Here is a 16,594-nt window from a genome sequence, read left to right on the forward strand (position 1 = left end):
GCGTTCGGATCTCCCTGTCGTTCGAGTGTTCAAGACGTGGCGCGCCGCTCAGCTCCAGTCGCGGCACACGTATTTGACCTGCATGAATTCGCGCATTCCAAGAGCGGCCCCCTCGCGACCGAGGCCGGACTGCTTGTAGCCGCCGAAGGGAATGGGCGCGCCGGTGACCTTGGTGCGGTTGACCGCCACCATTCCGTACTCGAGCGCCCGCGTCAGGCGGTAGATGCGGCTGGGATCGCGCGTGTGCACATAGGCGACGAGACCGTAGTCGCTGTCGTTGGCGCGGGCGAGAACCTCGTCCTCCCGGTCGAAAGGCATGATCGCGGCGACCGGACCGAAGGTTTCCTCCCGCAGGATCAGTGCGTCGGCGGGAACGTCCGCCAGGACCGTGGGCTGGTAGAAATTCCGCCCGGCCGGGTGACGTGCCCCGCCCATCAGGCATCGCGCGCCGCGCGCAAGGGCGTCGGCCACCTGTTCCTCCTGCTTGGCGACGGCCGCCTCGTTGATCAGCGGACCGACGTCGGGATCGCTCTGGCCGTGACCGACGCTGAGAGCCTCGGTCGCCCGGGCGAAGCGCTGGCAGAAGGCGTCATAGACGGGCCGCTCGACGAAGATGCGGTTGGCGGCGAGGCAGTCCTGCCCGGAGGTTGCGAACTTCGCCTTGATCGCCTCCGTGACGGCGCGGTCGAGATCGGCGTCGGCAAAGACGAGAAGCGGGGCGTGACCGCCGAGTTCAAGCACGAGATGCTTCACGGTCTCCGCCGACTGGCCGTAGAGAAGCCGGCCGATGCCGGTGGAGCCGGTGAAGGAGAGCACGCGCACGCGCTTGTCGGCGGTGAAGGCCCCGACGATCTCGGGAGCCGGGCCGGTCACGACGTTGAAGATGCCGGCCGGCAGGCCCGCGCGCTCGGCAAGTTCGGCGAGTGCGAGCGCCGACAGCGGCGTTTCCGCACTCGGGTGCACCACCACCGTGCAGCCGGCCGCGAGCGCGGCGGCCGCCTTGCGGGTCACCATCGCGCAAGGGAAATTCCAGGGCGTGACGAGGGCGGCGATGCCTGCCGGCTCGCGCCAGACTTCCATCTCGGCGTCGGGCAGGTGGGAGGTCACGCTGTCGATGTCGGGCCGTTTGGCTTCCTCGGCGTAGAACTCGACGAAGCTTGCGGCATAGTCGATCTCGCCACGCGACTCGGAAAGGGGCTTGCCCTGTTCCGCCGTCATGAGAAGGGCCAGATCCTCGCGGTTCGCCATGATCTCCGAATGCCAGCGGCGCAGGATCGCGCAACGGTCCTGCGGAAGGAGACCGGCCCAGGCGGGAAAGGCGCGTTCGGCCGCATCCACCGCTTCATGGGCGTCCGTTGCACAGAGGCGGGCAACCTCGGCAACGGGCGTGTGATCGGCGGGGTCGCTCACCGTGAAGGTCGCGCCATCGGCGGCGGCGACCCAGCGGCCGCCCACATGGGCAAAGCTGCGGAAGAGGCGCTGGTCCGAAAGCCTGCCGGCATGGAAGCCGGCCGGGGTCTCGTCGGTCAGGGATTTCGCGCGCGGCGCATGTGCCATCGGTCCGTCTCCTGGGTCTGGCGGGACAGGAGCGGGCCGCCCGGCCCGCTGAGCCCAGACTGGGACCGGATCGGCAGCAAAGGAGACTGAATTGGCGCGCGGGCGAAGACGAAACGTCTTTTTTCAGGCCGGGAAGGCGTCCGATCGGTCTTCACCGTCCCGCGGGTCGCCGGACGCGGTGTCCGTCGGCAGGCCAAGCAGCAGGTCGAGCGGGGGGACGCCGTCGGTCTTGACCGCCTTGGTCACGATATACGTGTAGTAGCGCGCGACGGCCGGTCCGCCCTCAAGAAGGTCGTCGATGAGCCGCTGGTAGCTGTCTATGTCACTGGTGACGATGTGAAGCAGATAGTCGAAGCCGCCCCCCAGCGCCCAGCAGTTGCGGATTTCCTCACGCCGCGCGATGCGTTGCTCGAAGGCCTGAAAGGCCGGCCCTCCGTGGCTTGCAAGTTCAAGCGTGACGAAGACGGTCACATGCGGAGCGAGTTTCTTGAGCGCGATACGGGCACCGTATCCCTCTATGATTCCGGCCCTTTCGAGCCGCTTGAGCCGTTCCCAGCACGGGGTGGGGCTGAGCGCGATGCGGCGCGCGAGCTCTGCCTTGGAGAGACGCCCCTCCCGGGCCAGCACCTTGAGGATGGCGATGTCGCGATCGTCGAGCCGGATCATCAGCCGGTGATAGCCGCTGCCCGTTGCCTTGTCCAACCCGAGGCGCTCCGGACCGGCCGGTTGCCGCAGGGGCTTGTGCGACTGTCGTGAAGCCGACACCATCCGTCGCAGAGGCGACGTCAGCCGCCTCCCGCGCGCAATGGCAGTGTTCAAAGGACCGCGACGCCACCTAGAAGGGAGTCGGGGGGTGCTTCGCCCCGTCACAATCCTCGAACCGCCAGAAAGGGATAGCGATGCCGGGGTCCGACCTTCCGTTCACGCAAGCCGAATTCGACCGCCGTCTCGAGCGGGTGCGCGCGGAGATGCGGGCACGCGACATCGATGTGCTGTTCGTCGAGGATCCGTCCAACATGGCCTGGCTGACGGGTTATGACGGCTGGTCCTTCTACGTCCATCAGGGCGTGGTGGTGTTTCACGATGACGAGCCGATCTGGTGGGGGCGCCGGCAGGATGCCAACGGTGCGGTGCGCACGGTGTGGATGGCTGACGAGCGGGTGGTCGCCTACCCGGACTATTTCGTCCAGTCGAGTGCCTGCCACCCGATGGAGACGCTCGCGGCCCTGCTGGTGCAGAACGGCTACGGCGAAGCGCGCGTCGGCGTCGAAATGGAAAACTACTACTTCACGGCCAAGGCTTTCGCCGTGCTGCAGACGGAAATGCCGGAGGCTCATTTCGTAGATGCCACGGCGCTGGTGAACTGGCAGCGCGCGGTCAAGTCGGACGAGGAACTGGTGTTCATGCGTCGGGCGGCGCGGATCTCGGAAAAGATCATCGATGGCGTCTGGAACCGGATCCGCCCGGGAATGCGAAAGACCGATCTCGTTGCCGATATCTACGCGGATGCGATCCGGGGCACGGACGACGCGTGGGGCGACTATCCGGCCATCGTGCCGCTTCTGCCCAGCGGATCGGACGCGGCCGCGCCGCATCTGACCTGGGACGGTCGCCTTATCGAGAAGGAAACGGCGACATTCTTCGAGATCGCCGGCTGTTACCGCCGCTATCACGTTCCCTTCTGCCGCACGATCTTCCTCGGCAAGCCGCCGCAATACCTGCTCGATGCGGAGAAGGCGCTGGTCGAGGGGCTTGAGGCGGGGCTCGAAGCGGCACGCGCTGGCAATGTCGCGGCCGATGTGGCGCGCGCGCTCGGCGAACCGCTGGAGCGGGCGGGAATCGACCGGGCGGCGCGCTGCGGCTATCCCATCGGCATTTCCTATCCGCCCGACTGGGGTGAGCGGACGATCTCGCTGCGTATCGAGGACGACACGGTGCTCGAACCCGGCATGACGTTTCACTTCATGCCGGGCCTATGGATGGACACCTGGGGGCTCGAGATCACCGAGAGCATCGTCATTCGCGAGAGCGGTCCGGCGGAAACCCTGTGCAAGCGCCCGCGCGAGCTCTACGTCAAGGACTGAAACCGCACGGACGGTTCGAACGCGAGGCCCGGGAACGCGCGGGCCTTCGAGGAGGAGGCGGCGTCATGGCGCTTATCGACGACACGCGCGCAATCCTGGGCGACCTGATCGCCTTTCCAACGGTTTCGCGCGACAGCAACCTCGAACTCATCGCCTATGCCGCCGACAGGCTGGGCGCGGCCGGCGCCAGGGTGCACATCCAGACGGACGAGACCGGCCACAAGGCGAACCTGGTGGCAAGCCTTGGTCCGGAGACGGGCGGCGGTGTGGTGCTGTCGGGGCATTCGGATGTGGTTCCGGTCGAGGACCAGGACTGGTCCTCGGATCCCTTCGAGCTGCGCGAGGAGAAAGGCCTGCTCTTCGGTCGCGGGACCTGCGACATGAAGGGCTTCATCGCGGCGACCATGGCGATGGCGCCGCACCTTGGCGACCTGGACCTGTCCCGGCCGGTTCATATCTGCCTCACCCACGACGAGGAGGTGGGGTGTCTCGGAGCGCGCCGTCTGGTGGAGGAGATCGCGGGATGGGACGAGAAACCGTCTCTTGCCATCATCGGCGAGCCGACGGAAATGCGCATTATCGAAGGTCACAAGGGATGCTGTGAGTACACCACGGTCTTTACCGGCCTCGAGGGGCACGGCTCCCGCCCCGAACTGGGGGTCAACGCCGTCGAATATGCGGTGCGCTACGTCACGCGGCTGATGGAATTGCGCGAGACGCTGAAGGGCCGCGCCCCGGTGCAAAGCCGGTTCGAACCGCCCTGGTCGACGCTTCAGGTGGGGCGGCTTGCAGGCGGCGTTGCCCACAACGTCATTCCGGGTCATGCGAGCGTCGACTGGGAACTGCGCCCGGTGAGCGATGCGGATCACCGTTTTGTCTGCGAGGCGATTGCCGCCTATGCGCGTGACGACCTGCTGCCGGCCATGCGCGAGATTTCGGCCGATGCGGACATCGTGACTCATGTCATCGGAGAGGTGAGCGGTCTGGAGCCGGTCGATGACAACGAGGCGCGGCGGATCGTTTCCGCACTGACAGGTGCCAATGGCGCCGATGTGGTCGCCTTCGGGACCGAGGCAGGATTGTTCCAGAAGCTTGGCATGTCCGTCGTGGTCTGCGGTCCGGGCTCGATTGCCCAGGCGCACAAGCCGGACGAGTTCATCGAGATCTCCCAGCTCTCCGCGTGTCTCGACATGCTGCAGGGCCTGGCCGGAAAGCTCTCTACCGCTCGCTGACCTCTGTCCGGCACGCCTTGCAGAAACGGGCGAAGGCCTGGAGGAAGTCCTCCACCGCCCGACGCTTCTCGGGCTCGGCCAGCACTTCGCCGATTTCCCGGGGCGTGCGCTTCATCAGGTCGAAGCGAAGGAAAAGCTTCGGGTCGAAGTTGCGCGTGACCGTCGACAGCACGAGGCGTAGCTGCTCCAGCATATCGTTGCCACGGTGCGACGCGTGAACCAGAACGACGGGCTTGAAGACGATCTCGTCGCGCGAGACGAGCCAGTCGATCGCGTTCTTCAGCCCGCCGGGCAGGGCCCGAACGTATTCAGGGCTTGAGATGATCAGCCCGTCGCAGCGTTCCACGCGCGCGACGAAGTCGGCGACCGGCGCGGGCAGCGGGCCTGATTCCGCGTCCGGGGAGAAAACCGGAAGCCCGGCGAGTTGGTCGTAGACCTCCACCCGGCACCCGGAAGGCGCCGCGTCCGCGATGGCGTTAAGGAGTGCCGTGTTCGTGGAAGCCTTCCGTGCGCTTCCGGACACGGCGAGGAAGATCTCGTCACGATGTGTCACTGGTTCTGCTCCGTGCCGCCCGTATCGGCATCGCCTGTGCCCGTGTCGTCGGGGTCCGGGCTGACCGAGAGACTGACCCGGTCTGCGGGAAAGCGCGAAAGGCTGAACTGGATCGGCGAACCGTCGCCGGTGACATTGAGCGCCCGCGTGCGCAGAACCACCGCGCCGGGCTGCAGGGCGAGATCGGCGCGGTCGGCGCGGCTCGCGGGGGCGGCGGAGATTTCCGTCTGTGCGCGGCGATAGTCGGCGACGCCGCATTCCCTGAGTGCCGCAGTCATGGATCCGAGGCGCGCCAGGGCGTCCGGCAGCGCCTCGAAGCGGCGGGCGTCGAACCAGTGCGTCGAACGTGACAGCGGCGTGCCGTCCGCCTCTCCGACAAGCTCGACCCGGATCACGGGATCCCCTTCGCTCAGATGGAGTGCTGCGGCGACCGCTTCGCCGGCCGGTTCGTTCTGGGCGGAGAGCATTCTGGCGGTCGCGCTCGAGACCTGGCCGCCGAGGCCGGCGGAAAACCGGGTGCGTGACCCGATGGGATAGGAAAACCGTGTGCGGCGCACGACCGTCGTGCCGCGTCCCTGCACGGTCTCGACGATTCCTTCTCGGGCCAGGGCACCAAGCGCCTGGCGCACGGTGTGCCGGTTGACCTCGAACTGGGCCGCAAGGGCCGCCTCGGTTGGAAGCTTCGCGCTGTCGTCATAGACGCCGTTGCCGATCGCGGCGCGAATGTCGTCGGCAATCTGGCGCCAGAGGGCAACGCCGGTCTGCCGGTCGAGAGCGGATGCGGCGGCATTTCCCCCGGCAGGCCCGTGATCGGAGACCATGCCGTCTTTCGCCTCGCCGGTGCCCTCGTCGCCCCGTTTTCCTGCCATGCCCGCTCCGTGCCTGTCTTTCGCGGCTTTGGACCGCGCGATCCCGTTCGTGTGCCCTATCGGAAACGGCATCGCAAGCCGGACGAGGTTCATCGCAGCGTCATGCAGGCGAGGTAGTGTGACTTCAAGTTGGTTGTCTATAAGACTAGACAAATATGAGAGCCGGGTGTAATACGGCTTCACGATGAATGGCGTGTCTGGAGCCCCGGAGCGGGTTCGCACTCCAGGCCATGCACGGAGCGATGAGATGGATGTTTCGCAAGCGGCGTCCCGGGAACGTGGGGACACGAGCGCCGGTGATGCCGGGCTCAAGGCACTGATGGATGTGCTGGCGGCCTCGCCCCGGTCGGAAATCGAGGCTTGTGCCGAGGTGTTGGGTCCGCTGCCGCAGGCGCAGCCGGTGCGTGGACCCGAGACCGGGCTTGTCATGCTGCGCGGCCGGATCGGCGGCGATGGCGGCCCGTTCAATCTTGGCGAGGCGGTCGTGACGCGGGCGACCGTGCGTCTTGCCTGCGGCAGCGTCGGCCATGCCTACGCACTTGGCCAGGACAAGGCCAAGGCACGGCTTTCCGCTCTGCTTGCCGCGCTGTGGAGCGAGGGGAGCAGGCGGGCGGAGGTCGAGGAGGCCATCGTCGCGCCGCTTGCCCGGGCTCGTGCCGAGGAAAGCGCAAGGGTGGCGCGCGAGGCCGCGGCCACGCGGGTCGACTTCTTCACCATGGTTCGCGGGGACGACTGATGAGCGCCACTGATCTTTCCGCCATCGCCGTTGCCGGCGGTTTCGACAATCCGGTCTTCGCCGCGCAGGGTGTGTTCCGTGCGGTCATGGATGCGACCGCGCGGCCTGGAACGGTTCACCGGCTTCCGGTGGACGTGGCTCCGCCGGCACCTCTCGCGGCTGGGCCGGCCGCGCTCGCGCTTGCCCTTTGCGACGCCGACACGCGGCTCTGGCTCGCCCCGTCCTGGAGCACTGCGGAGACGGCTGCATGGCTTGCCTTCCAGTGCGGCGCACCGCTGACACGGGACACGGAGCGCGCCGATTTCGCGCTCGCGCCGGCCGGGGAGGCTCCCGACCTGAAGACCCTTTCGCAGGGCAGCCAGGAGTATCCAGACCGGTCCACCACGCTGGTCATCGAGGTCGAGGCCCTCGAGGGAGGCGACGAAATCGCGCTTTCCGGGCCGGGCATCGAGGGAACCCGCCTGATCGCTCCCAAGGGGCTGCCGGACGGTTTCCTGGCGATGCGGGCGGCGAACCGTCTGCTCTTTCCGCGCGGCGTTGACGTGATCCTCGCCGCCGGTGCCGACATTCTCGCCCTGCCGCGAACGACCGTTCCCTGTCCCAAGACACCGGAGGCCCGCTGACATGTATGTGGCCGTGAAGGGCGGCGAGGCCGCCATCGACAACGCGCACAGGATGCTTGCCGACCGCAGGCGCGGAAACCGCGACCTGCCGGCGATCACCGTGTCCCAGCTCGTGGAGCAGCTCGCGCTCGGGGTGGACAGGGTGATGGCGGAAGCCTCGCTCTATGCTCCCGAACTCGCGGCTCTTGCCGTGAAGCAGGCGCGGGGCGACATGATCGAGGCGATCTTCCTGCTGCGCGCCTATCGCACGACGCTGCCGCGCTTCGGTGCCTCGCGTCCGCTGGAAACCGGGCAGATGGTCGCGGAGCGGCGTATCTCCGCGACTTACAAGGATCTGCCCGGCGGGCAGGTTCTCGGGCCGACCTTCGATTACACGCATCGTCTGCTCGATCCCGATCTCGTCGAGGATGGAGAGGTTCCTGCCGCGCCGGCACGTGAGCGGGAGGGCGAGCCGCTGATGCGGGTCGCCGACATCCTGGCGGGCGAAGACCTGATCGAGGGCGCTGCAGAGGGCGACGCGGACAAGAGCGAGCCGTCCGGCGACCTGACCCGCGAGCCGACCGAGTTTCCCATGCCGCGCGACATGCGCCTGCAGGCCCTGGCCCGCGGCGACGAGGGGTTTCTGCTCGCGCTCGGCTATTCCACCCAGCGCGGCTACGGGCGCACGCATCCCTTCGCGGGCGAGATCCGCATGGGTCTCGTCGAGGTCGAGATGGATGTGCCGGAGCTGGGCTTTGCCGTTTCGCTGGGTCAGGTCCGGGTGACCGAGTGCCAGATGGTCAACCAGTTCCAGGGATCGGCCAAGGCACCGCCGCAGTTCACGCGCGGATACGGCCTGATCTTCGGCCAGTCCGAGCGCAAGGCCATGTCCATGGCGCTGGTCGATCGCTCACTGCGCGCCGACGAGTTCGGCGAGGATCGGGTCGCGCCCGCCCAGGACGAGGAATTCGTCATCTCCCATTGCGACAACGTGCAGGCGACCGGCTTCGTCGAGCACCTGAAGCTTCCCCACTATGTCGACTTCCAGGCCGAACTCGATCTGGTGCGCCGCATGCGCGCCGAGTTCGAGGCTGCGCAGGCCCGCGAGGACGACACGCAAACCCCGTCATCGGAGGCTGCGGAATGACCGTGAACGCGACACAGCAGGGCAGTGGTCTTGCCGGCGAGATCGCCAGCTACAACTTCGCCTACCTCGACGAGCAGACGAAGCGGATGATCCGCCGCGCGATCCTCAAGGCCATCGCCATCCCCGGGTACCAGGTTCCCTTCGCCAGCCGCGAGATGCCCATGCCCTATGGCTGGGGAACGGGTGGCGTGCAGGTGACGGCGGCGGTGATCGGGCCCGACGACACGCTGAAGGTCATCGACCAGGGCGCGGACGACACCACCAACGCGGTCTCGATCCGTGCCTTCTTCCAGAAGGTGGCGAATGTGGCGGTGACGACCCGCACGCGTGAGGCGTCGATCATCCAGACCCGTCACCGCATTCCCGAGGCACCGCTCGCCGAGGGACAGGTGCTTGTCTACCAGGTGCCGATCCCGGAGCCGCTCCGGTTTCTCGAGCCGCGCGAGACGGAGACGCGCAAGATGCACGCGCTCGAGGAATACGGGCTCATGCACGTCAAGCTCTACGAGGACATCGCCCGTCACGGCCACATCGCGACCACCTATGCCTATCCGGTTCTGGTCGCGGATCGTTACGTGATGGACCCCTCGCCGACGCCCAAGTTCGACAATCCGAAGATGGACAATTCGCCGGCGCTTCAGCTCTTCGGCGCGGGTCGCGAAAAGCGCATCTACGCGATCCCGCCCCACACGAAGGTCGTGAGCCTCGATTTCGAGGACCACCCCTTCGAGATCCAGTCCTTCGAGGAGCCCTGCGCGCTGTGTGGCGCCCATGGCGTCTATCTCGACGAGGTGATCCTCGATGACCGGGGCGGGCGCATGTTCGTCTGCTCCGACACCGACAATTGCGAGGAGCGCAGGGACGCGGGACACCGCGGCCATCTGGCGCCCGACGAGGCCTATGGCGCCCGGGAGACCACGGCATGACCCCTGATCGTGACGACGACCTTCCCCTCCTCAGTGTCGAGGGGCTGACCAAGAGCTATGGCGGCCGCATTGGCTGCCGGGACGTGTCCTTCGAGGTCTATCCCGGCGAAGTGCTTGCCATCGTGGGAGAAAGCGGATCGGGCAAGACGACGCTGCTCAACTGCATCTCGACCCGGCTGGAGCCGACCAGGGGCAGCGTCTCCTACCGGATGCGCGATGGAGAGACCCGTGACCTCTACGCGCTGTCCGAGGCAGAACGCCGGCTCCTGATGCGCACAGACTGGGGCTTCGTGCACCAGAACCCGGCGGACGGGCTGCGCATGACGGTGTCTGCCGGCGCCAATGTGGGCGAGCGGCTGATGGCGGTGGGGCAACGCCACTACGGACGCATCCGCGAGACCGCCACGCACTGGCTGGAGCGCGTCGAGATCGAGGAAGATCGCATCGATGATCAGCCGCGCGCGTTTTCCGGCGGCATGCGCCAGCGTCTCCAGATCGCGCGCAACCTGGTCACCGGTCCGCGTCTCGTGTTCATGGACGAGCCGACCGGCGGTCTCGACGTGTCCGTGCAGGCGCGGCTTCTCGACCTGCTGCGCGGGCTGGTCTCGGACCTGGGGCTTGCCGCCATCGTGGTGACCCATGACCTCGCGGTCGCGCGGCTCCTCTCCCACCGCATCATGGTGATGAAGGGGGGCGAGGTGGTCGAGGCGGGCCTGACGGACCGCGTTCTCGATGACCCGCAGGCGCCCTACAGCCAGCTTCTCGTTTCCTCGATCCTCCAGGTGTGACCATGACCACGAGCCGCAAGGGCCTGGCGCCCGATCTTGCCCTTCATGTCGAGGGGCTCTCGAAGGATTTCACCATGCATCTGCAGGGCGGCATCGTGCTGCCGGTGGTGCGCGGCGCGGGATTTGACGTCGCGGCCGGCGAATGCGTCGTCCTTGGCGGACCTTCGGGAGCGGGCAAAAGCTCCATTCTCAAGATGCTTTACGGGAACTACGCCGCGAACGCTGGCGAGATCCTCGTCGCGCATGGCGGCGAAACGGTCGATCTCGTGACGGCGAGCCCGCGCAAGGTGATCGCGGTGCGCCGTGACACGATCGGCTACGTGAGCCAGTTCCTGCGTACGGTGCCGCGCGTGGGGGCGCTCGATGTCGTGGCGGAGCCGCTCGTGGCGCGTGGTGTCGCCACGGACGTTGCGCGCGAGCGGGCGGCCGCTCTGCTTGACCGGCTGAACCTGCCCGAGCGGCTGTGGCAGCTCCCGCCCGCGACCTTTTCCGGTGGCGAACAGCAGCGCGTGAACATCGCGCGTGGCTTCATCACCGACCATCCGGTCCTGCTTCTCGACGAGCCGACCGCATCGCTGGATGCGCTCAACCGGCGCATCGTGATCGGGATGATCGGAGAGAAGAAGGCGGCCGGAGTGGCTCAGGTCGGCATCTTCCATGACGAGGAAGTGCGCGAGGCGGTCGCCGACCGCATCATCGACGTGACGGCCTTCGCGCCGGCACGCGCGGCCTGAGCGGGCAAGGCCATGACGAAACTCTCTGAAATGCCACTCGTGCATGAGACGGCCATCGTCGAGGCGAGCCGCCTCGGCCGGTACACGGAAGTGACCGAGCGCTGCCGCGTCAGCGAGACGGACCTCGGCGACTACTCCTACATCATGCAGGACGGCATCGTGTGGTGCGCGGAAATCGGCAAGTTCGCGAACATTGCGGCGGCCGTGCGCATCAATGCCACGAACCACCCGACATGGCGGGCGACGCTGCATCACTTCACCTATCGTGCCAACGACTACTGGGACGATGCGGAACCGGAAGCCGCCTTCTTCGACTGGCGGCGGGAGGGGCGCGTGCGGATCGGTCACGACGTGTGGATCGGCCACGGCGCGACCGTGCTTCCCGGCGTGACCATCGGCGACGGAGCGGTGATCGGCGCGGGCGCCGTGGTCTCCCGCGATGTCGCGCCCTTCACGATCGTCGGCGGTGTGCCGGCAAAGCTGATCCGCGAGCGTCTCTCACCGGAACTCGCGGCCAGGATGCAGCGGCTGGCGTGGTGGGACTGGGATCACGCCCGCCTTCGGGACACGCTGGAGGATTTTCGGGCGCTGGATGCGTCCGCGTTCCTCGAGAAATACGCCGATGCGGAGTGATTTATAATATTTCTCAGAGGCTTGGATTGTCATTCAAGCTTCAACAAACCGCAGACTGAGTGTCATGTTCGCACGCTACGCAGGCTCCTATTCGAACGATAGGGGCGATCATGTTCAAACTCGAGGGCGTCACCCGCACATTCGGGACCTTCACGGCGGTGAAGTCCGTGACGCTGGATATTCCCAACGGCCAGATGGTCGGTGTCATCGGACGGTCGGGCGCGGGCAAGTCGACGCTCCTGCGCATGATCAACCGGCTGATCGATCCCAGCGGCGGCCGGCTCGTGTTCGACGGTCGCGAGGTGTCGTCTCTCAGGGGACGCGAGTTGCGCAACTGGCAGCGCGACTGCGCCATGATCTTCCAGCAGTTCAACCTGGTTCCGCGCCTCGATGTCCTGACCAACGTGCTGCTCGGGCGCCTCAATCACCGCTCGACCTCGCGCAATCTTCTCGGTCTGTTCACGCGCGCCGAGCGCGCCGCGGCGATCTCCGCGCTGGAGCGTCTGGGTATCGCGCAGACGGCGCTGCAGCCCGCCGGAACCCTCTCTGGAGGCCAGCAGCAGCGCGTGGCGATTGCACGTGCACTGATGCAGGAGCCGCGCATGGTGCTCGCCGACGAGCCCATCGCCTCGCTCGACCCCCTCAATGCCCAGAAGGTGATGGACGCGCTGCGCGACATCAATCGGCGCGAGGGCATCACCGTCATCACCAATCTGCACACGCTGGATACCGCGCGCACCTATTGCGAGCGTGTGATCGGCATGTCGGAGGGGGCCGTCGTGTTCGACGGTCCGCCGGAGGAACTGACAACGGAAATGGCCCGGCGCATCTATGGCGCGGAATCGGAGGAACTTTCCGAGGCCATCACGTCCACATCCCTTTCCGTCGCCCGGGCGGCGACGCCGAAATCCGCAACCGTCCTGCAGTCGGCCATCGCCGGCTAGGGACGCGGATCGGCCGCCCGCCCTTCGCGTCGCGGCCAGCGCACCAAAGCGTGAGACACGAAGAGACCGGGCAATCCGGATCACCCATGGAGACGTCAATGCTCAAGAACATCCTTCTTGGCGCCGTTGCTGCTGCCACGATGCTGACGGCTGCGGCCGGACTCGCCCCGGCCCAGGCCCAGGGCGCAAAGGAATTCCGTATCGGTATCCTCGGCGGCGAGAACGAGGCCGACCGCCTGCGCAACTTCCAGTGCATGACCGAGAAGCTCCCGGCCGTGCTGGGCGTGGAAAAGGTTTCCCTGTTCCCGGCCGCCGACTACGACGGCGTGATCCAGGGCCTTCTGGGCGGCACGCTGGACTACGCCGAGCTCGGCGCGTCCGGCTATGCGAAGATCTATCTGGAGAACAAGGACGCGGTCGAGCCGATCCTGACCACCGTCCAGACCGACGGTTCCACCGGTTATCATTCGGTGATGGTCGCGCGTGCCGACAGCGGCATCAAGTCGCTCGAGGACATGAAGGGCAAGAAGCTCGGCTTCGCCGATCCCGACAGCACCTCCGGCTTCCTGGTTCCGTCCGTGACGCTGCCGGACGCGACCGGCGCGCCGATCGACGAGTACTTCGCGTCCACCGGTTTCGGTGGCGGTCACGAGAACCTGGTTCTCGAAGTCGTGAAGGGCACCTTCGACGCCGGCACCACCTGGGCCTCCGGCGTGGGCGACTTCAAGGACGGCTACACCTCCGGCAACCTGCGCAAGATGGTCGACAAGGGCATCTTGGACATGGACGACCTGGTCGAGCTGTGGAAGTCGCCACTCATCCCGAACGGTCCGATCGTCATCCGCACCTCGCTCGATGCCGACACCAAGACCAAGTTCAAGGAGTTCATGGTGGCGCTGCCGGAGAGCGATCCGGAGTGCTTCTCCGCCATCCAGGGCGGTGACTTCAAGGGCTACACCGCAGTGAACGCCGACTTCTACAAGGCGATCGTCGCCGCCCGCAAGGCGAAGATCGGCTCGTAAGGGCTGCCTCACGCGGGCGCCGGCCGGAGTGTCCGGCCGGCGCCCGTTCTCGTTTCTTCCTGACCGGTGATTTCCGACCATGGCGTTCGCCACGCTTTCCAACGGTCCCGACGGACCTTCCCAGGACAACGGCCTTTCGGCCGCCGGAGCCATGGTGGAGCGCCACTGGCGCGAGCAGACCATGCGCCGCCGTCTCTACACGGTGGCCGGCCTTGTCGCGCTCCTCGTCACGCTCGGCGGTTCGCTGTGGTTCGCGAACGAGACCAATGCGGGCAAGTTCTTCGATCGTCTGCCCTATTTTTTTGATTTCTTCATCGATCTGGCGCCGCGCGATCCGCTTGAGGTCTGGCGCGCGCTCTTCGATCTTCCCTCGCCCTATTACGACGGCAGCCTCAAGTACAATTACCCGGAAGGGAGCATCCCGTTGTGGGGGAGCTTCTACATCCCGGAATACTTCTACAAGATGCTGGAGACGCTCAACATCGCGATCCTGTCGACGTTAATCGGTTTCGTGTTCGGCTTCCTGTTCTGCTTCATTGCCGCGAAGAACATGGTCCGCAATCCGTGGCTGCGCGGTTCGGTGCGCCGCCTGATGGAGTTCCTGCGCGCCTTTCCCGAGATCGTGATCGCCGGTTTCATGGTCGCGATCCTGACCATCGGTCCGATCCCGGCGATCTTCGCCGTCTCGATCCACACCATCGGCGCGCTCGGCAAGATGTTCTTCGAAGTGGTCGAAAATGCCGACATGCGCCCCGACGAGGGGCTGCGCGCGGCCGGCGGAAACTGGGTGGAGCGGGTCTGGTACGGCATCGTTCCCCAGGTCATGCCGAACTTCACCAGCTATGCGCTGCTCAGACTTGAGATCAACGTGCGCGCCTCCACCATCATCGGCGCGGTGGGCGGCGGCGGTATCGGCGAGGCGCTGCGCCTGTCGATCAGCCGTGGTCACGAAGCCAAGACGCTGGCCATCGTTCTCCTGCTGTTCCTGACCATCGTGGCGGTCGACCAGTTGTCCGCCTACCTGCGCAAGCGCCTTGTCGGCAACCAGGCCTTCGAGTTCGGAGCCTGAGGAAAGAGCCATGTCCGCGACCACCGTTTCCTCCCTCTCCGCCGCCGATATCGACGACATCGCAAGGCGCAACCCCCAGGTCTTCGCGCCGTCGTTCTGGAGGCGGGCGCGACCGGTCCTGATCGTCTCGGCCGCTGTCCTCTATGCGCTGTACTGCTGGTGGTTCTTCGCCATCGGCAAGGTGCTGGGCGAAGCCAACTGGGATATTGCCGGCAACTATCTCGCCGACTGGATTTCCTACGAGGTCCGGCCCGACTTCGAAATCGCGGGCGATGGCGCGATCATCCTCTCCTTCCCGCGGTTCTCGCCACTCGGCTCCAATCCGGACCCCGACTGGATCGCGGTGACCAAGACGCGGATGATGCGTGGTGGTGAGCCCGAAAAGGCCGCCGCTGCCCAGGCATCCTCCTCCACATCGTCTGGTTCCTCCGGGTTCGGTTTCATGGTGCCGGACGCCAAGGGCACATCGACAGGGGGAAATTCGACCTCGAGCGGTTCCTCCTTCGGGTTCATGGTTCCCGATGCTCAGGGAACCTCGACGGGAAGTGGCTCGCAGGGCCAGAACGGCGAGGCGGACGCCGTCGCGCCGCAGGCGGTGGAGGAAGAGGTGATTGCCTCGGCCGTCGTGACCATGGGCTCGGGCGAGCGCATCGAGATCGCGCCGCGCGAGGTGCGGGTGCTGCGCGGCGACGAAACGCTGGTTCTGAAGCTGGACCATGCCAACGAACGGGTGGAAGCCGAAGGTGCACTCCCGGAGTGGGCATCGCAAAAGCTCGAAGGCGGCAAGGTCATCGCACGCTTCGGGTTCTCCGGGCGCGTCGAGGTTCGTCATGACGACGTGAAGGTGCGCCACCGTTTCCTCGGCTGGGAAAACTTCGTCTTCGATGCCAATTCGCCGTTCTGGGGCAAGAGCTTCGGCGAGGTCGCGTCGATGATCATGTCGGACGAGCGCATCGATCCCGATCGCTCCAACCTCTCGCTTGCTTGGAACAATATCCTCTACAATGCCGACTGGCAGCACCTGGATGTGTGGACCAAGCTTCTGCAGACCATCGTCATGGCTTTCGTCGGCACGCTCTTCGCCGCGATCATCGCCTTTCCGCTGGCCTTCATCGCCGCGCGCAACATCACCCGCTCCCGGGTGATGAACCAGATCATCAAGCGGTTCTTCGACTTCCAGCGGTCGGTGGACATGTTCATCTGGGCGCTGTTCTTCACCCGTGCCTTCGGGCCGGGGCCGCTGGCGGGCATTTCCGCGATCTTCTTCACCGATACGGGCACGCTCGGAAAGCTCTATTCGGAATCCCTGGAGAACATCGACGACAAGCAGCGCGAGGGCGTCAAGTCGGTCGGCGCCTCGCCCATGGCGGTGCAGCGTTACGGCGTGCTGCCGCAGGTGCTGCCACTGTTTGCCAGCCAGGCGCTCTACTTCTGGGAGTCCAACACCCGCTCCGCGACGATCATCGGCGCTGTGGGAGCGGGCGGCATCGGCCTCAAGCTCTGGGAGGCGATGCGCACCAACCAGGACTGGGAGAACGTGGCCTACATGGTGCTCCTGATCCTTCTTGTCGTCTTTGTGTTCGACAATATCTCCAATGCCCTGCGTTCGCGTCTGATGGGCAAGACCAGGGCGTGACGCGGATTCACCGTGCACGCGAAACATGCGACAAGGGCGTTCCCCGCCCGGACCGGATTTCG

At 66.2% G+C, this 16,594-nt stretch carries 17 protein-coding genes; 13 read left to right on the forward strand and 4 right to left on the reverse strand.

The features are described 5' to 3' along the window. Positions 1–48: 48 nt before the first annotated feature. Together ACYX4S_RS01845 and ACYX4S_RS01850 are read right to left on the reverse strand one after the other, a co-directional pair. Positions 49–1,557, reverse strand: a complete 1,509-nt coding sequence (locus ACYX4S_RS01845; RefSeq protein ID WP_476361670.1) for an NAD-dependent succinate-semialdehyde dehydrogenase — start codon at positions 1,555–1,557, stop codon at positions 49–51. 123 nt (positions 1,558–1,680) lie between these two features. Next, entirely contained in the window at positions 1,681–2,259 is a 579-nt protein-coding gene (locus ACYX4S_RS01850; RefSeq protein ID WP_476361671.1) for an Lrp/AsnC family transcriptional regulator, read from the reverse strand. A gap of 197 nt (positions 2,260–2,456) precedes the next feature. Here ACYX4S_RS01850 and ACYX4S_RS01855 point away from each other — a divergent pair, with 197 nt between their 5' ends. Further along, on the forward strand, positions 2,457–3,641 hold the full coding sequence (locus tag ACYX4S_RS01855; RefSeq protein ID WP_476361672.1) for a M24 family metallopeptidase: 1,185 nt from the start codon (positions 2,457–2,459) through the stop codon (positions 3,639–3,641). A 65-nt stretch (positions 3,642–3,706) separates the two neighbouring features. Then, positions 3,707–4,873, forward strand: a complete 1,167-nt coding sequence (argE, locus tag ACYX4S_RS01860) for an acetylornithine deacetylase (RefSeq protein WP_476361673.1) — start codon at positions 3,707–3,709, stop codon at positions 4,871–4,873. Here the strand turns inward: argE and ACYX4S_RS01865 are convergent. Next, positions 4,860–5,426 carry an NADPH-dependent FMN reductase gene (locus ACYX4S_RS01865; protein WP_476361674.1) on the reverse strand — a complete coding sequence of 189 codons (567 nt, stop codon included), beginning with the start codon at positions 5,424–5,426 and terminating at the stop codon, positions 4,860–4,862. The genes argE and ACYX4S_RS01865 overlap by 14 nt on opposite strands. Continuing rightward, positions 5,423–6,295: a phosphonate metabolism transcriptional regulator PhnF gene (phnF, locus tag ACYX4S_RS01870; protein ID WP_476361675.1), complete on the reverse strand. Its 873-nt coding sequence runs from the start codon at positions 6,293–6,295 to the stop codon at positions 5,423–5,425. The genes ACYX4S_RS01865 and phnF overlap by 4 nt, the downstream gene beginning before the upstream one ends. A 247-nt stretch (positions 6,296–6,542) precedes the next feature. Here phnF and phnG point away from each other — a divergent pair, with 247 nt between their 5' ends. The 11 genes from phnG to phnE (ACYX4S_RS01925) all read left to right on the forward strand — a co-directional run bounded on the left by phnG (position 6,543) and on the right by phnE (ACYX4S_RS01925) (position 16,532). Next, complete coding sequence (gene phnG / locus ACYX4S_RS01875) at positions 6,543–7,031, forward strand: phosphonate C-P lyase system protein PhnG (protein ID WP_476361676.1); 489 nt, start codon at positions 6,543–6,545, stop codon at positions 7,029–7,031. After that, entirely contained in the window at positions 7,031–7,654 is a 624-nt protein-coding gene (gene phnH / locus ACYX4S_RS01880) for a phosphonate C-P lyase system protein PhnH (RefSeq protein ID WP_476361677.1), read from the forward strand. The genes phnG and phnH overlap by 1 nt, the downstream gene beginning before the upstream one ends. A 1-nt stretch (position 7,655) precedes the next feature. Continuing rightward, entirely contained in the window at positions 7,656–8,780 is a 1,125-nt protein-coding gene (locus tag ACYX4S_RS01885; protein ID WP_476361678.1) for a carbon-phosphorus lyase complex subunit, read from the forward strand. Beyond that, a complete protein-coding gene (locus ACYX4S_RS01890) occupies positions 8,777–9,706 on the forward strand; it encodes an alpha-D-ribose 1-methylphosphonate 5-phosphate C-P-lyase PhnJ (protein ID WP_293718054.1) in 930 nt (309 codons plus the stop codon). Before ACYX4S_RS01885 ends, ACYX4S_RS01890 begins: the two co-directional genes overlap by 4 nt. After that, positions 9,703–10,494 carry a phosphonate C-P lyase system protein PhnK gene (gene phnK, locus ACYX4S_RS01895; protein WP_293718052.1) on the forward strand — a complete coding sequence of 264 codons (792 nt, stop codon included), beginning with the start codon at positions 9,703–9,705 and terminating at the stop codon, positions 10,492–10,494. The genes ACYX4S_RS01890 and phnK overlap by 4 nt, the downstream gene beginning before the upstream one ends. A gap of 2 nt (positions 10,495–10,496) precedes the next feature. Further along, positions 10,497–11,228 carry a phosphonate C-P lyase system protein PhnL gene (gene phnL / locus ACYX4S_RS01900; RefSeq protein ID WP_476361679.1) on the forward strand — a complete coding sequence of 244 codons (732 nt, stop codon included), beginning with the start codon at positions 10,497–10,499 and terminating at the stop codon, positions 11,226–11,228. Positions 11,229–11,240: 12 nt separating this feature from the next. Next, positions 11,241–11,861, forward strand: a complete 621-nt coding sequence (locus ACYX4S_RS01905; RefSeq protein WP_476361680.1) for a DapH/DapD/GlmU-related protein — start codon at positions 11,241–11,243, stop codon at positions 11,859–11,861. A gap of 110 nt (positions 11,862–11,971) precedes the next feature. Continuing rightward, positions 11,972–12,805: a phosphonate ABC transporter ATP-binding protein gene (gene phnC / locus ACYX4S_RS01910; protein WP_293718046.1), complete on the forward strand. Its 834-nt coding sequence runs from the start codon at positions 11,972–11,974 to the stop codon at positions 12,803–12,805. Positions 12,806–12,903: 98 nt separating this feature from the next. Next, positions 12,904–13,827 carry a phosphonate ABC transporter substrate-binding protein gene (gene phnD, locus ACYX4S_RS01915; RefSeq protein WP_476361681.1) on the forward strand — a complete coding sequence of 308 codons (924 nt, stop codon included), beginning with the start codon at positions 12,904–12,906 and terminating at the stop codon, positions 13,825–13,827. Positions 13,828–13,906: 79 nt separating this feature from the next. Beyond that, a complete protein-coding gene (gene phnE / locus ACYX4S_RS01920) occupies positions 13,907–14,896 on the forward strand; it encodes a phosphonate ABC transporter, permease protein PhnE (protein WP_293718042.1) in 990 nt (329 codons plus the stop codon). Positions 14,897–14,906: 10 nt separating this feature from the next. Further along, positions 14,907–16,532 carry a phosphonate ABC transporter, permease protein PhnE gene (gene phnE / locus ACYX4S_RS01925; protein ID WP_476361682.1) on the forward strand — a complete coding sequence of 542 codons (1,626 nt, stop codon included), beginning with the start codon at positions 14,907–14,909 and terminating at the stop codon, positions 16,530–16,532. Positions 16,533–16,594 lie beyond the last annotated feature (62 nt).

It is taken from the genome of Stappia sp. ABD4_338, assembly GCF_056312175.1.

Excerpts from the sequence above, each read along its gene's own strand:
- ACYX4S_RS01845 (WP_476361670.1), bottom strand. The coding sequence starts at position 1,557 with ATGGCACATGCGCCGCGCGCGAAATCCCTGACCGACGAGACCCCGGCC.
- ACYX4S_RS01855 (WP_476361672.1), top strand. The coding sequence starts at position 2,457 with ATGCCGGGGTCCGACCTTCCGTTCACGCAAGCCGAATTCGACCGCCGT.
- argE (WP_476361673.1), top strand. The coding sequence starts at position 3,707 with ATGGCGCTTATCGACGACACGCGCGCAATCCTGGGCGACCTGATCGCC.
- phnF (WP_476361675.1), bottom strand. The coding sequence starts at position 6,295 with ATGGCAGGAAAACGGGGCGACGAGGGCACCGGCGAGGCGAAAGACGGC.
- phnG (WP_476361676.1), top strand. The coding sequence starts at position 6,543 with ATGGATGTTTCGCAAGCGGCGTCCCGGGAACGTGGGGACACGAGCGCC.
- phnH (WP_476361677.1), top strand. The coding sequence starts at position 7,031 with ATGAGCGCCACTGATCTTTCCGCCATCGCCGTTGCCGGCGGTTTCGAC.
- ACYX4S_RS01885 (WP_476361678.1), top strand. The coding sequence starts at position 7,656 with ATGTATGTGGCCGTGAAGGGCGGCGAGGCCGCCATCGACAACGCGCAC.
- ACYX4S_RS01890 (WP_293718054.1), top strand. The coding sequence starts at position 8,777 with ATGACCGTGAACGCGACACAGCAGGGCAGTGGTCTTGCCGGCGAGATC.
- phnK (WP_293718052.1), top strand. The coding sequence starts at position 9,703 with ATGACCCCTGATCGTGACGACGACCTTCCCCTCCTCAGTGTCGAGGGG.
- phnL (WP_476361679.1), top strand. The coding sequence starts at position 10,497 with ATGACCACGAGCCGCAAGGGCCTGGCGCCCGATCTTGCCCTTCATGTC.
- ACYX4S_RS01905 (WP_476361680.1), top strand. The coding sequence starts at position 11,241 with ATGACGAAACTCTCTGAAATGCCACTCGTGCATGAGACGGCCATCGTC.
- phnC (WP_293718046.1), top strand. The coding sequence starts at position 11,972 with ATGTTCAAACTCGAGGGCGTCACCCGCACATTCGGGACCTTCACGGCG.
- phnD (WP_476361681.1), top strand. The coding sequence starts at position 12,904 with ATGCTCAAGAACATCCTTCTTGGCGCCGTTGCTGCTGCCACGATGCTG.
- phnE (WP_293718042.1), top strand. The coding sequence starts at position 13,907 with ATGGCGTTCGCCACGCTTTCCAACGGTCCCGACGGACCTTCCCAGGAC.
- phnE (WP_476361682.1), top strand. The coding sequence starts at position 14,907 with ATGTCCGCGACCACCGTTTCCTCCCTCTCCGCCGCCGATATCGACGAC.